Here is a 14320-nt window from a genome sequence, read left to right as displayed (position 1 = left end):
AAAACGTATGGATAAACTGGGAAGTTATGATGTGGTAGTGATCGGTGCCGGGCATGCGGGCATCGAGGCTGCCCACGCGGCAGCGACACTAGGAGCCAGGACCGCCGTGTTCACCCTGTCGCTGGATTTTATCGGCAACATGCCCTGCAACCCGTCAATCGGAGGTACCGCCAAGGGGCACTTAGTGCGGGAAGTGGACGCCCTGGGCGGTTTGATGGGCATTGCTGCCGACGCCACCTTTTTGCAGAGCCGCATGCTGAACCGGGGCAAGGGCCCTGCCGTCCACAGCCTGCGTGTGCAGACCGACCGCAAGCGTTACCACATGTGGATGAAACACGCGCTGGAGAAAACGCCGAACCTGGACATCCATCAGGCCGAGATCGTGGCCGTGGATATTCAGGAAGGCAAAGTCTGCGGCATCATCACCAATTTAAACGGCTACTATAGCTGCAAGGCGTTGGTCATCGCCACCGGCACCACGCTGGGCGGGCGCATCTTTGTGGGCGAGGCTCACTACGACAGCGGTCCCGACGGCACCCATGCCGCCACGGCACTGACCAAATGCCTGGTGGAGCAGGGCTTTACGCTGCGCCGGTTTAAGACCGGCACTCCGGCCCGCGTTCACCGCCGCAGCATCGACTTTACCCAGCTGGAGCGTCAGCCCGGCGACCCGGATGAGGAATTGCAACCTTTCAGCTTTTTAACGCGAGAGCCGATGCACAACAAGGTGGATTGCTACATCGCTTACACCAACCCCGAGACCCACAAGGTCATTCTGGATAATCTGCACCGTTCGCCGCTCTACGGCGGAGACATCCAGGGCGTCGGCCCGCGCTACTGCCCCTCCATTGAGGATAAAGTGGTGCGTTTTAAGGATAAGGAGCGCCACCCCATTTTTGTAGAGCCCTGCGGCGAGGACACCGAGGAAATGTACCTGCAGGGCCTTTCTTCCAGCCTGCCTGAGGTGGTGCAGAATGCCATGTACCGTACCATCAAGGGGTTTGAGCATCTGGAAATCATGCGCCCGGCCTACGCTATCGAGTACGATTGCGTCGACCCCACCACCTTAAAGCCTACGCTGGAAAGCAAGGTGGCCGCGGGCATTTATGGCGCGGGGCAGTTCAACGGAACCTCTGGCTACGAGGAAGCTGCCGCCCAGGGCTTGCTTGCCGGCCTGAACGCCGCCCGCCACGCGCTGGAAAAGGATGAGCTGGTGCTGGCCCGCCACACCAGTTACCTGGGAACTTTGGTGGATGACCTGGTGACCAAGGGTGTCATGGACCCCTACCGCATGATGACCAGCCGCAGTGAATACCGTCTGAGCCTGCGGCAGGATAACGCCGACGAACGTCTGACCCCCATCGGCCGGGAGTACGGTCTGGTACAGGATGACCGGTGGGCAGTATTCTGCAAGGATCGCGAGATCAAGCAGAACGAGATGGACCGCCTGGCCAAAACCACGGTGCGGCTGGCCGACCTGAAAGCCGCCGTGCCCGACGACACCGAGCTGGGGGAAATCGGCGGCACGGCGCTGGAACTGATGCGCCGTCCCTACATCAGCTATGAGCTGATCGCCAAAGTCATCGGTCGCGGCGAGGGTGTGACCCCTGCCATGGCCCAGCGCATCGAGACCGAGATCCGCTACGCTGGCTATATCGCCCGTGAGGAACGGTTGATCCGGGACATTCAGCGCCATGAGAATGTGAAGATCCCTGAGGACTTCGATTACAGCCCCATTGAGATGATCACGCTGGAAGCCCGTGAAAAATTACAGAAGATCCGCCCCCGCACGCTGGCCCAGGCCGGGCGCATCCCCGGTGTCTCCCCCAGCGACCTGGCCCAGCTGAGCATTGTGCTGCTGAAACAGAAATGAGTGTTAAACTATGATCGATAAAAACCGCCTGGCTGAAAAATGTTCCACGTGGAACATCAGTCTCTCCCCTGCACAGCTGGACCAGTTGGATCACTACGCTGAAATTTTGGTGAGCTATAATGAGAAGGTCAACCTGACGGCCATCACCAGCCCCGAGGGCATCGAGGACCGCCACTTTGCTGACAGCCTGCTGTTTGCCGCCCAGCCTGAAGTGCAGGGCAAGATGGTGGACGTGGGCACCGGCGCAGGTTTCCCCGGTATTGTGGCTAAAATTTATAAACCGGACCTGGAGCTGACCTTGATGGAACCCACCGGCAAGCGTGTAGAGTTTTTAAAGTATGCCTGTGCCGAGCTGGGCCTGACCGGCGTGGAGTTCGCCAAGGAGCGCGCCGAGGAAGCCGCCCGCAAAGTCTGGCGTGAGCAGTTCGATATTGCCAGCGCCCGCGCCGTGGCAGCCCTGCCGGTGTTGAGTGAATACTGCCTGCCGCTGGTCAAAGTCGGCGGCGTGTTCATCGCCATGAAAGGCCCCGAAGCTGACGCCGAAGCCAAGGCCGCAGTTAACGCTTTAAAGAAGCTGGGCGGTAAATACCGCGAGACCCGGCAGTTCACCCTGCCCGATGGCAGTGCCCGCGGGCTGGTGGTGTGCGAAAAAATATCGCAGACTCCGACCGTTTACCCCAGAAACGGCGGCAAAATTGCCAAGAAGCCGCTGTAAAACCGCGAAAAGGGCCAAAATCCAGCGAACGATTTCTCTTCCACTTTTTTCCAGTTCGTGCTATGCTTTTCCCAGGGAAAAGCATAGCATTTTTTATGTGATAATCACCCGCAGGGAGGAATCAAAAGTGGCTAAGAATGAACTACAAAAACAAGGGCGCATTGTCATGCTGCCCGTTGACTGCATCGAACCGTCCCCTTACCAGGCCCGCACGGCTTTTGACGAGCCGGAGATTGCGGCGCTAGCCGTCAGTATTCTGCAAAATGGTCTGCTGCAGCCCATCAGCGTGCGGCGGGTGGGGCTGCGGAAATACCAGCTCATCGCGGGTGAGCGCCGCCTGCGCGCCTGCCGCCTTGCCAAGCTGGAAAAAGTGCCTGCCATTTTGGCGGACTACGATGACAGCGAATCCGCCGCACTGGGTCTGTTGGAAAACTTGCAGCGCAGCCAGTTGGACCCCTTTGATACTGCCCGCGGCATTAAAGAGGTAATCCGCCTGTGGGGCTGTACCCAGGCCGAGGCTGCAAGGCGGCTGGGGTTAAGTCAGCCTGCCCTGGCCAACAAACTGCGCTTACTTACACTTACACCGGAACAGCAGCAGCTTTGCACCGCCAACCACCTGACCGAGCGCCATGCCCGCGCAGCCCTGCGCCTGCCAGAGAGCCGCCGTACCCCGGCACTTGAAAAGATGGCGCGGGATAAGCTCAGCGTGCGGCAGGCGGACAAACTGGTGGACCAGATGTTGGCCGCCCCCAACAGCCCCAGCCCCTGCCGCCGCACCATCCCCATGGTGCGGGATGTCCGCTTTTTTGTAAATACCCTGCAGCATGCCGTTGACCTGATGACCCAGAAGGGCATCCAGGCAACTACCCACTGTGATAAGCATGACGGGTGCCTAGAGTACATTGTGCGCATCCCCGTAGGCAGCGACGGCCGCCCTGTGCAGCAGCCAACGACTCCGCCGCAGGAGCCAGCCAAAGAGTACGCGACCGAGGTATAAAGTACTGAAAATAGAGAAAACCCTGTAAAATGTTCCACGTGGAACATTTTACAGGGCATTTTTTGCGTTTGACCCCTTTTTTATAGTGTTTCCTTGTGCTATAATAGAATCCAGACGGACAAAACCGTCTTAAAATGCAAAAAGACGGAGGGAAAAGCGTGGCAAAGGTCATCGCAGTAGCAAACCAGAAAGGCGGCGTGGGCAAAACCACTAGCGCCGTAAACCTCAGCGCCTGCGTGGCAGCACTGGGCAAAAAGGTCCTTGTCGTAGACCTCGACCCCCAGGGCAACGCTTCCAGCGGTTACGGCATTGCCAAAAACAAGCTGGAATCCGACATTTATACTTGCCTGATCGAGGACGACGATGTGCGCAACGCCATCGTCAAGACCGAGTATAATGCCGACCTGCTTCCCTCCAACACCCAATTGGCCGGCGCTGCTGTGGCGCTGGTCAACCTGCCCCGGCGCGAGATGCGCCTGCGTAGCGTGCTGGCCCCCATTGTGCCGCTGTACGATTATATTTTCATCGATTGCCCGCCTTCGCTGGATCTGCTGACCATCAACGGCCTGTGCGCCGCCGATACCGTGCTGATCCCCCTGCAGTGCGAATACTACGCGCTGGAAGGCCTGACGGAGCTGATGAACACCTTAAAAATGGTGCGAAAAAAGTATAACCGTTATCTGGACATTGAGGGCGTGCTCTTTACCATGTACTCCGGCCGGCTGAACCTGACAATGCAGGTGGTGGCCCAGGTCAAAAAGTACTACGGGGACAAGGTGTTCAAGGCGGTCATCCCCCGCTCGGTGCGCCTGTCTGAGGCACCGAGTTTCGGCATGCCCATCAATTTCTATGAGCCGAACGGCAAAGGCTGCGAGGCTTACATGGAACTGGCACGGGAATTTTTAAGCAAGAACGAGAGGTGAGCCGATGGCAAAAAAGAAAATGGGCGGCTTAGGCAAAGGCCTTGATCTGCTGTTTGCCGACCTGCCCGAGACCTCATCGGATGATGCGGCTGCCTCTACCCTGCCGCTGCGGGAGATCGAACCAGACCCCGCGCAGCCCCGCAAGCAGTTCGACGACGATGCGCTGAACCAGCTGGCCGACAGCATTACCGAAAACGGCCTGCTGCAGCCCATTGCTGTACGCCCCAAAAAGCTGGGCACTGGCTACATCATCATTGCGGGCGAGCGCCGCTGGCGTGCCGCCCGGCTGGCCGGGCTGGATGAGGTGCCGGTCATCATCAAGGATGTATCGGACGAACAAGCCGCAGCCCTGGCGCTGATCGAAAACCTGCAGCGCGAGGACCTGAATCCCATCGAGGTAGCCGAGGGCTGCCACCAGCTGATTGAAAAGTACGGCCTGACGCAGGAAACGGCCGCCAAAAAGCTGGGTAAAAGCCGCAGCTCCGTCACCAACAGCCTGCGCCTGCTGGCGTTGCCGCAGGAGGTCCGCCATAAAGTCAGTGAGGGCATTTTAAGTGCCGGGCACGCCAAAGTGCTGCTGGGCCTGCCCACACAGGAGCTGATGCAGCAGGCGGCCGAGGAAATCGAGGCCAACGGGCTGAACGTCCGCCAGACCGAAGCCCTTTGCAAAAAGCTGGCCAAGCCTGCCAAACCGCCCAAACCAAAGCCAGACCCCTTCAACCGCCCCAAGCGCGCGGTGGAGATCGAAGCTGCCCTAAAAGAAGTGACCGGCAGTGAGGTCCACGTGGAATACAAAGATGGCAAAGGCTCGCTGAAGATCGACTTTTACAGCGATGAAATGCTGCAAAAGTTCGCCGATCTGCTGGGCCATTACGACCCGGAGGCCGAATAATCAACCTGGTTTTCTATAAAGTATAGAAAAATATAGAGGAGAATCATCATGTTAGACATTCGTTTTGTCCGTGAAAATCCGGAGGCAGTCAAGGAAAACATCCGCAAAAAGTTTCAGGATGCCAAGCTGCCCCTGGTCGACGAGGTCATCAAGCTGGATGCCGAGTACCGCGCTGCCATCGGCGAGGCCAGCGACCTGCGCGCCAACCGCAACAAGCTGTCCAAGCAGATCGGTGCTCTGATGGGTCAGGCCAAGAAGGACCCCAGCAAGGCAGCCGAGGCCGAGGAAATCAAGAAGCAGGTCACCGCTCAGGCTGACCGCTTGAAAGAGCTGGAGGCCAAAGAGACCGAGCTGCAGGCCAAAATCCAGGAGATCATGTACACGATCCCCCAGATGATCGACCCCAGCGTGCCCATCGGCCCCGATGACAGCTGCAACGTCGAGGTCCAGCGCTTCGGCGAGCCTGTTGTGCCCGATTACCCCATCCCCTACCATGTGGACATCATGGAGAGCTTTGAAGGTATCGATCTGGATGCCGCCGGCCGCGTTTCCGGCAACGGCTTCTACTACCTGCTGGGCGACATCGCCCGCCTGCACGAAGCTGTGCTGGCCTACGCCCGCGACTTCATGATCAACAAGGGCTTCACCTACGTCATCCCCCCGTTCATGATGCACGGCGATGTGGTCAAGGGCGTTATGTCCTTCCCCGAGATGGATGCCATGATGTACAAGATTGAGGGCGAGGATCTGTACCTGATCGGTACCTCTGAGCATACCATGATCGGCCGTTTCATCGACCAGACCATTGATGGCGAGAAGCTGCCCCTGACCCTGACCAGCTACAGCCCCTGCTTCCGTAAAGAAAAGGGCGCCCACGGCATTGAGGAGCGCGGCATCTACCGTATCCACCAGTTTGAGAAGCAGGAGATGATCGTTGTCTGCAAACCCGAGGACAGCATGACCTGGTACGACAAGCTGTGGAAGAACTCTGTTGAACTGTTCCGCTCTATGGAGATCCCCGTCCGTCAGCTGGAGTGCTGCTCCGGAGACCTGGCTGACCTGAAGGTCAAGAGCTGCGACATCGAGGCCTGGAGCCCCCGCCAGCAGAAATACTTTGAGGTTTGCAGCTGCTCCAATCTGGGCGACGCCCAGGCCCGCCGCCTGCACATCCGCTATAAGGATGAGAACGGCAAGACCCAGCTGGCCCATACCCTGAACAATACCTGCGTGGCCCCGCCGCGTATGCTGATCGCCTTCCTGGAGAACCATCTGCAGGCCGATGGCACTGTGACCATCCCCGAAGTCCTGCAGCCCTACATGGGCGGCAAGGCTGTGCTGGTCCCCAACAAGAAGTAATTTTGTAACAAGCGCTTATTCCCGCACTGCAGCCGCAATGCGGGAATTTTTTTGGTATTTTTTCAAAAAAGTCGGGAAAAATACTTGACATGGACCCCGCTTTTTCGTATAATAATAAAGCACTTTCGAGTGCACCTCAACAAATGTGGCGGTATAGCTCAGTTGGCTAGAGCATTCGGTTCATACCCGAAGTGTCACCGGTTCAAATCCAGTTACCGCTACCACATGATACAAGGTTTCGCTAAAATACTTGGGGGTCGGTTGCAATAGTAGCCGATAAGTTGCTTGCTGTTTTAGCGAAATCTTGTATTATATAAGGCCCGTTGGTCAAGCGGTTAAGACACGGCCCTTTCACGGCTGTAACATGGGTTCGATTCCCGTACGGGTCACCAAAAGCTCTGCTTCTTAGGAAGCAGAGCTTTTTTCTTTATGTTGTTACTTCTTAATAGGCTTCGGACCTGGTGACCTGTACGGGAATCGAAAAGCCTGCGCCCGCCGCACGTCCGGCGGGCAAAAACGCCCCAGTGGGGCGTTTTTAAGGCGCGGGAGATTCCCGTACGGGTCACACCGCCTCTTTCAAAGAATAGAAAGTGCGCGTCCTGCACCTAAAAACACCCCCGAGCCTATAACTCAGGGGTGTTTTGCTACTATTTCTCCAGTTCCGATACTTTTTGCTGGTAGAGTTTCATTAACTCAGCAACACAGGCGCTTTCGCTGGTTCTTGCGGCAGTTCCTTTTATGAATCCGTAAGCGTCCATAACGGCGCGGTCGTTGGCTTGATGGGCTTTGCGGAGTTCCGGCGGCATGGTCAATTCATCATACAGGTCGGCAAGGCTGCTGTCCGGGTAAAGAGCGCGTGCGTCCAGAATCGCTTGTGCGGTTTGTTCGATTTTGGCTTTTTGCTGTTCGGTTGGTGCAGGCCACGGGAAGTTGTTGTAGACAATATTAACAGAATATGTAAAATCAGACTTTAATCTTCCAGCAAATGCCCGAACCCAAGCGTTATGGCAGTTAGACATCATAATGCCGAAAATAAACAAATTAGAATCAGGCATTATTAGAAGTTTGTCGCTTGCAATGATTTCGTGCGAATAAAATCCGAAAGGAATATACTTCCGTTTTCCAGACGAAACCTGCGGACCGACCAACATCATACCAGTTTGAGGTTGAGTTATTGTAAAAAATAAGGTTGGGGTATCAGCCTTTTGCACAGTAGCTTTTGCGGAACTTGATAGTCGTGATTGCCGTACTGCTTCTACTCTTTTTCTAACTAAGGGCATCTTTGCTAAATCACTCGGACTAGCACCAACTAACCATAAGCAATATCGTTCTTGATTCCGAAGAAAATCGACACCGCCAGAGTATTTCCGAATATATTTTTCTGCCAGAGGTTCAGACTTAATTAGAAAATCTTTTTCCTCTCTCGATAAAATCAAATTTCCGCCATCACTCGGCTTACTGCCATGAATGATACGAGGCATTTTACACAGATTAGTAGCACGACTTTCGATAAATACATTAGGAGCATCAATCAAATAAGGGTTTATGTTTTCATATTCGCCTGTCAATCCATTATCATACACGATTTTACTTTTGCTTTTGGAGTTCTTTATTGAAAAGCCAATGATAACAACATGAACATGAGCTTTTGAGGATGCTTCGCTTTCCCAAATGAAGGTTTTATATGCAAAATCGATTTCAATGTTGAATCTTTCTATAAGCGTCCCCCAGATAGGAGCAACTTGCTCTCCTTGGGTGATGCTGTTTGTAGATACGAATGCACAACAAATAGGAGTCCCCTTAATCATGTCACAAGCCTTATAATACCAACCAGCAACATAATCAAGGCTATTAGAAAGTTTTATCTTTCCGTATAGGCTGGATACGTCTTGTTTTTGTGAAGCAGAGCAGTACGACGCCCCCACAAACGGCGGGTTTCCCATTATATAATTCAGCTTATCCTTGGGCACCACGCTCTCCCAATCCACCTGCAGGGCGTTGCCCTCTACGATGAATGCGTTCGTTTTCAGCGGCAGAAATTCCAGCGGGACGAGCAGAATTTTCTCCGTCTCTTTCATCATCTGGCTTTCGGCAATCCAAAGTGCAGTTTTTGCAACCGTCACGGCAAAGTCATTGATCTCGATGCCGTAAAACTGGCTGATAGAAACCTGTATCGGGCTTTCGCTGGCGGAGTACATCGTAACCTGACCGTGGGAGAGTTCCAGCAAAATCTTGTTTTCCAGGCGGCGCAGGCTCAAATACGTTTCTGTTAAAAAGTTGCCGCTGCCGCATGCCGGGTCTAAGAACGTCAGTGACGCCAGCTTGTGCTGAAAGGCCCGCAGTTTCGCTTTCTTTGTGCGTTCTACCGGGATGGTGCTGATTTCGTCAAGTTCGTTCTTCAGTTCGTCCAAGAACAGCGGGTCAATGACCTTGTGGATATTTTCAATGCTGGTATAGTGCATGCCGCCGCTGCGGCGCGTTTCCGGGTTCAGGGTGCTTTCAAACACCGCGCCGAAAATCGTGGGGCTGATTTCCGCCCAGTTGAAATCCTCGCTGGCTTTGTTCAGCAGCAAATTGCGGATTTCATCGGTAAAGGGCGGTATCTCTATATTTTCATCACTGAACAAGCCGCCGTTGACATAAGGGAACGCGGCCAACTCCGGGTTATCGTCCTGCAGATAGGGGTCGCGGTCTTGCGGCTTGGTGTCCAGCACGCGAAACAGTTCCACCAACGCCTTGCGCATACCGCGCGTGTCGAACGCAGCCAGATAATCGTGGAACATACCGTGCCGACCAAAAATCCCCGCGTCCTCGGCGTACAGGCAGAACACCAGCCGCACACACAGCTTGTTCAGACTTTTCAGCGATTGTTCGGCCTGCGGATTTGCATATTGTTTGTATAGTGCGTCATACAGAAGCCCTACAATTTCACCAGCGGCAATGGAAACTTCCATCTCACGCTTGAGGTGTTCGCTGCCGGTGTCCACCAGAAATTGCAGACGATAGTATTCTTTTTCGAGGTTTTCCAGCTCGATAATTTCCGGCTCGCCACCGGGGCGCTCCATATCATAGACATAGAACTGCGCGAAATTGCAGGTCACGACCCAACGCGGGTGCTGGGAAAGAGGCAATTCTGTGATATAACGCTTTGCCTGTTGGAACGGCGTCAGCATCGTGCCGTCTGATTGCTTGATGGGCTTGTTCAGGTCTTTGCCAAGGCCCTTTTGCTCAATCAGCACTTTGGTGGACGGAATCGCGCCATCGATAAAGCTGGTGTGGTCGAGGTGAACCTGTTCCTCAAATGTAATGAACTGTTCCGGCTGTTCCACGCCATAGACATCACGCAAGAGAGAAAGCCAAAAGGATTGACTTTCCCCTTTTTCGTAGCCTTTGCCTTTCCAGTAGGCGGCAAAATTCTTTGCGGCTTGTTGTTGCTGCGCAGCGGTCATAGCGGTCACCTCATAACATGAAAGTTATCTTTATCATAACATAAAGCCTAGTTTACGGCAATTATGTTTAATAGAAAAGTGGGCCGCAAAATGTTCCACATGGAACATTTTAGCGTGTGCTTTTTTATAATTAGCAACAGGAACTTCGATGCTTACAGTTTTAGTAAATACTCATACATAAAAAAGGGAGATGCACCGGGTGTGGTGCAGCCCCCTTTTTATCAATATTATTCCCCGTTCTCCACCGTGACGTCGCAATACCCTTCCGGGTAGTCGCTCAGGGTGGAGGTCGCCCGGATGTAGGTGTATCCGGGGCCGACCGCGGTTACCAGGCCGTTTTCGTCTACGGTGGCAACGCCCCGGGTGTCGGTGGTCCAGCGCAGGGCCGTGTACAGGTCTGCGTCGGCCAGCTCAAACTCCGCCGAAAGCTGGACGGTCTCCCCCGGCTTCAGCCGGATCTCCTTAATGTTTAGATGAATCTCCTCCGGGATGCGCACCACAGTGACCGTGGCGGTGGCCGTCTTGCCACTGCATGTGGCGGTCAGGGTCGTGGTCCCGTAGGCCACCGGCACTAGCCACTGCCCGTCCAGCCTGGCGATGCTTTCATCCGCGATTTGGTAGGTCACCGGCTCGCGGCCGGTGGCATCCTCCGGCACAAAGCGGCAGAGGATGCTGGCATGGCTGGACGGATAATGGGAGATTCGCTCGGTGCCGTCATAATCCGAAACGATCTCGGTGCGCTCGTCAAGGTACAGCACAATGTCGTTTAGAATAAGCTCCCGCAGCGGGTTGGTCACCTGCACGGTGCAGCTGGCGGTCAGGTCGCCGCTGGCGTCCGTCAGGGTCAGGGTGGTCTCACCGCCGTGCAGCCCAGTGACGACGCCCTGGCTGTTCACGGTGGCAATGTTCTCGTCCCCGGTCTGCCAGGTCCAGTGATTGGCATCCACCGCAGTTTGGATCGCGGTGTCTGAAGCTTTGCCCGCGGTCTCGTACTGCACGGCGGCTTTGGCGGTTTCCCCGGCCTGCACGGTGACAGGCTGTAGGCTGATGCCGGTCAGCTCCGCTTTGCCGCAGGCCGTCAGCAAAAGAAGGGCCAGAGCCGGTAAAAATGCACGGTATTTCATAAATCTTCGCCTAAAATCAGCTTTTCTTTCAGCAGAGTCACCGGCGGCTGGCCGGGGGCGCTGGCGGCGGACAGCGTGCCAAAAGTGGCCGCGCTGCCAAACGCGCCGCCGCAGTAGCGGGTCACGGCGCCGTCGCGGCCCATACTCATAGTAATAAGGGCTTTGCCCGGGCGCTGGACGGCCGCCTGAGCCGTAGCCAACAGCAGGCGGGCGGCGTCGGCGCGGTTGCGGGGCATGACGGCCAGCTTGGCGATGTCTGCGCCCAGATCCAGCATGCCCACCAGTGCGTCAGTCATGACGCCTGTGTCGGGCGTGGAACCAAAGTGGTGCTCGCTGAACAGCGCCGAAACACCCGCCCGGTGGGCGGCGTCCCGCAGCTCCTCGGTCAGGGTCTTGTCCGCCAGCCATTCAATGTCCAGTGCGTCTGCACTGCCCTGCGCCAAAAGTGCCTGGCAGGCTTCGCCGTACTCGGTGGGGGTCAGGTCGACTTCACCGCCCTCCCGCGCTGTGCGGATGGTCACGATGAGCGGTTTCGTTATGGCGGCGCGCACCTGAGCCAAAGCCGTCGGCCAATCCTGCCGGGGCAGCGGGTCCAGGCGCAGCTCCACCAGGTCAGCAGCGTCGGCACGCTGCGCAGCGGAGGCCTGGGCGGTCAGCTCCGGCAGAGTGCGGGCAAACAACGGGACGATAATTTTGGGAGCTTCGGCGTGCAGTTCGATCATAAGGCACTCCTTTTGTTGGCAGCAATACTTTGCCTGCATTTTACCACATTTTTTGGGTTTTGTACAACAGCTTTCGCTTGCGATACCCTCCGCCCCGCGCTACAATAATCTGTATAAATGGAGGGTGTGCTTATGAACACAAAACTGCCGGAAAATTCGTTGATTTTGCTGGAGGGTGGCTCGCTGCGCGGGCTGTATACCGCCGGCGCGCTGGATATTTTGATGGAGCATGACCTGTACTTCCCAGCCGTGGCGGGGGTGTCGGCCGGGGCACTGAACGCCTATAACTATGTGGCCCACCAGCCTGGCCGCGCGGCCAGCATCAACCTGCGCTACCGCCACGACCGGCGGTACTTTGGCCCGCTGGCGGCAGTGAAAGGCGGCAGCTTGTTCGGCTTGAACTTTTTGCTGAATGACATTGAAAAGGAAGTCCCCTTTGACGAGGATATGTTTAAAAACGGCGGCCAGCGAATGTTTGCCGTGGCTACCTGCGTGGAGACCGGCAAGGCAGTCTACTTTGAAAAAGACCAGCCAGGTTTGGACTTTAAGCAGGCGGTCAAGGCTTCGGCCAGTTTGCCGCTGGCATCGGTGCCGGTCAAGATCGACGGCCACAGCTACCTGGACGGCGGCTGCGCCTGCCCCATCCCCATCAACTGGGCGCTGCGCCAGGGCTTTGCCAAGATCGTCATCGTGGCCACGAGGGAGAAAGGTTTCCGAAAAAAGCAGCCCAGCCAGCGCATGGTGGAACTGTATGATGATTTTTATGGCGATAAACCGTTGTTCCTGGCCACGCTGCTGACCCAGGAGATGCGCTACAACGCTTTGCTGGACCAGATCGATGCACTGGAAGACGAGGGACGCATCTGCGTTATCCGCCCCGATGAGCCGGTAGGCATCGGCCGCTTCGAGGGCAGTACCGAGAAGCTGACGGAACTCTACATCCGCGGTTACAAGGAAATGCAGCAAAAATTGGACGGTATGATGGAGTATTTGGAAAAATAGTGACCACTCCCCTTTTGCAGCCTGAGCGATTGAAATAAAAACGCTCCCGGCGGCGGACCTGTGCATGCGATGCGGTCCTGCCTGCAGGGAGCGTTTTGAATTTTGGTTTTAGATGTGCTTTTTCAAAAAGTCTGTCACGGCCTTGGTGTAGGCGGGTGTGTCGTAGTAGTAGGACATGGCGTGGGTGGCACCGGGAATGACGAGCAGCTCTTTCTCGCTGGCGCAAGCGTCGTAGTTTTCGCGGCTCATGCTGCAGGGCACAAAGTCGTCCGCGCTGCCGTGGATGAAGAGAATCGGAACCTTGCTTTGCGCCACGGCCTTGCGGCAATCCACGGTATCGGGGTCAAAGCGGCCGAAGATCTTGGCACCAGCTTTGCCGACGGCATAGCCCGGTCCCACCGGCACGTGCGGCAGGTACTTGGGCAGACAGGTGCGGCAGATGTCCCGGATGCTGGAGTAGCCGCAATCCGCGATGATGCCGTGAACGCTGTCCGGAAGGTCCAGCCCGCTGGCCAGCAGAACGGTGGCTGCGCCCATCGAGACGCCCATTAAAAAGATGGGAACCTTGCCGCTGGACCGCACTGAAGCCCAGTACGCCCAGGCGCGGGCATCGTAGCGCTCCTGCGCGCCCATGGTGATGGTGTAGCTGTCACTGCGCCCGTGGGCACGCTGGTCCGGCATCAGCAGGTTGTAGCCCAGCTTTTTGCATAGCACGATCAGCCCCATCGTGTCGCGCATCGCAGTGGCGCGGTAGCCGTGCATGATGATGGCGATTGGCGCGTCGTCGGCCTCGTGGCAGTACCGAGCCGACAGCGAAGTACCGTCATCGGCGGTGATATGTACATAGTCGCAGGGCAGGCTGTCCACAAACTCCACGTTTTCGCGGATCTGCGGCAAAAAGCGAGAACCCTGCGCCCACTCCTCTGCCGTGGGAATATCCAGCTTCGGCCGCTGGAAAAAAGCCAGGTGGTAGATGCCATAGGCAGCGCCCAGGCCTGCCGCCGCAGCAGCGGTAAGGGCAGCGGCAACACGTTTCATAGGTTTGTGCACCTCACTTTGTTTAGATTATGCTCCCATGGTTCCACAATAGCTTCATCTCCCGAAAAACTGTTTTTCTTTTTTTAAAAAACAGTTCCGATTTACACCCCGTTTTTCTCCTATTAGTGAAAGGGTAATCTAAACGCGAGTTACTAAGGTTACTGTCATAAAACACAAAGGACAGAAAGGAGAAAAAGAACATGGAAAACAAACAGAAAGACACGGTTGG

The 14320-nt window shown here is 55.9% G+C and carries 11 protein-coding genes and 2 tRNA genes; 9 read left to right on the top strand and 4 right to left on the bottom strand.

Going from position 1 to position 14320, the window contains the following annotated elements:
• Window positions 1-7 precede the first annotated feature (7 nt).
• From mnmG to OGM81_05990, 8 genes are all read left to right on the top strand, one after another.
• Window positions 8-1873 carry a tRNA uridine-5-carboxymethylaminomethyl(34) synthesis enzyme MnmG gene (gene mnmG, locus OGM81_06025; GenBank protein UYJ44679.1) on the top strand — a complete coding sequence of 622 codons (1866 nt, stop codon included), beginning with the start codon at window positions 8-10 and terminating at the stop codon, window positions 1871-1873.
• Window positions 1874-1883: 10 nt separating this feature from the next.
• Window positions 1884-2588 (top strand): 16S rRNA (guanine(527)-N(7))-methyltransferase RsmG, encoded by a 705-nt coding sequence (gene rsmG / locus OGM81_06020; protein UYJ44678.1) that lies wholly within the window; start codon window positions 1884-1886, stop codon window positions 2586-2588.
• Window positions 2589-2715: 127 nt separating this feature from the next.
• Window positions 2716-3585, top strand: coding sequence for a ParB/RepB/Spo0J family partition protein (locus OGM81_06015; GenBank protein ID UYJ44677.1), 870 nt, complete (start codon window positions 2716-2718; stop codon window positions 3583-3585).
• A gap of 158 nt (window positions 3586-3743) precedes the next feature.
• Complete coding sequence (locus tag OGM81_06010; GenBank protein UYJ44676.1) at window positions 3744-4508, top strand: AAA family ATPase; 765 nt, start codon at window positions 3744-3746, stop codon at window positions 4506-4508.
• Window positions 4509-4512: 4 nt separating this feature from the next.
• A complete protein-coding gene (locus tag OGM81_06005; protein UYJ44675.1) occupies window positions 4513-5400 on the top strand; it encodes a ParB/RepB/Spo0J family partition protein in 888 nt (295 codons plus the stop codon).
• Window positions 5401-5448: 48 nt separating this feature from the next.
• Window positions 5449-6756: a serine--tRNA ligase gene (gene serS / locus OGM81_06000; protein UYJ44674.1), complete on the top strand. Its 1308-nt coding sequence runs from the start codon at window positions 5449-5451 to the stop codon at window positions 6754-6756.
• Window positions 6757-6903: 147 nt separating this feature from the next.
• Window positions 6904-6980, top strand: a tRNA-Met gene (locus OGM81_05995).
• A gap of 93 nt (window positions 6981-7073) precedes the next feature.
• Window positions 7074-7148: transfer RNA gene (locus OGM81_05990), tRNA-Glu, on the top strand.
• Between the two features lie 255 nt (window positions 7149-7403).
• Here the strand turns inward: OGM81_05990 and OGM81_05985 are convergent.
• From OGM81_05985 to aroD, 3 genes are all read right to left on the bottom strand, one after another.
• A complete protein-coding gene (locus OGM81_05985; GenBank protein UYJ44673.1) occupies window positions 7404-10205 on the bottom strand; it encodes a methylase in 2802 nt (933 codons plus the stop codon).
• Between the two features lie 227 nt (window positions 10206-10432).
• Window positions 10433-11329 carry an Ig-like domain-containing protein gene (locus OGM81_05980; GenBank protein UYJ44672.1) on the bottom strand — a complete coding sequence of 299 codons (897 nt, stop codon included), beginning with the start codon at window positions 11327-11329 and terminating at the stop codon, window positions 10433-10435.
• Window positions 11326-12051, bottom strand: coding sequence for a type I 3-dehydroquinate dehydratase (gene aroD, locus OGM81_05975; GenBank protein UYJ44671.1), 726 nt, complete (start codon window positions 12049-12051; stop codon window positions 11326-11328). Before aroD ends, OGM81_05980 begins: the two co-directional genes overlap by 4 nt.
• A 132-nt stretch (window positions 12052-12183) precedes the next feature.
• Between aroD and OGM81_05970 the strand changes: the two genes are divergently transcribed.
• Entirely contained in the window at window positions 12184-13053 is an 870-nt protein-coding gene (locus OGM81_05970) for a patatin family protein (GenBank protein ID UYJ44670.1), read from the top strand.
• Window positions 13054-13161: 108 nt separating this feature from the next.
• On the opposite strand, the gene OGM81_05965 is transcribed toward OGM81_05970, so the two are convergent.
• Complete coding sequence (locus OGM81_05965; GenBank protein UYJ44669.1) at window positions 13162-14091, bottom strand: alpha/beta hydrolase; 930 nt, start codon at window positions 14089-14091, stop codon at window positions 13162-13164.
• Between the last annotated feature and the right edge of the window lie 229 nt (window positions 14092-14320).

Source organism: Oscillospiraceae bacterium, from assembly GCA_025758045.1.
GTDB lineage: Bacteria > Bacillota > Clostridia > Oscillospirales > Ruminococcaceae > Gemmiger.
Note: the sequence above shows the minus strand (reverse complement) of the source record. Positions and strands in the feature narration are given on the sequence as shown.

Excerpts from the sequence above, each read along its gene's own strand:
- mnmG (UYJ44679.1), top strand. The coding sequence starts at position 8 with ATGGATAAACTGGGAAGTTATGATGTGGTAGTGATCGGTGCCGGGCAT.
- rsmG (UYJ44678.1), top strand. The coding sequence starts at position 1,884 with ATGATCGATAAAAACCGCCTGGCTGAAAAATGTTCCACGTGGAACATC.
- OGM81_06005 (UYJ44675.1), top strand. The coding sequence starts at position 4,513 with ATGGCAAAAAAGAAAATGGGCGGCTTAGGCAAAGGCCTTGATCTGCTG.
- serS (UYJ44674.1), top strand. The coding sequence starts at position 5,449 with ATGTTAGACATTCGTTTTGTCCGTGAAAATCCGGAGGCAGTCAAGGAA.
- OGM81_05985 (UYJ44673.1), bottom strand. The coding sequence starts at position 10,205 with ATGACCGCTGCGCAGCAACAACAAGCCGCAAAGAATTTTGCCGCCTAC.
- OGM81_05980 (UYJ44672.1), bottom strand. The coding sequence starts at position 11,329 with ATGAAATACCGTGCATTTTTACCGGCTCTGGCCCTTCTTTTGCTGACG.
- aroD (UYJ44671.1), bottom strand. The coding sequence starts at position 12,051 with ATGATCGAACTGCACGCCGAAGCTCCCAAAATTATCGTCCCGTTGTTT.
- OGM81_05970 (UYJ44670.1), top strand. The coding sequence starts at position 12,184 with ATGAACACAAAACTGCCGGAAAATTCGTTGATTTTGCTGGAGGGTGGC.
- OGM81_05965 (UYJ44669.1), bottom strand. The coding sequence starts at position 14,091 with ATGAAACGTGTTGCCGCTGCCCTTACCGCTGCTGCGGCGGCAGGCCTG.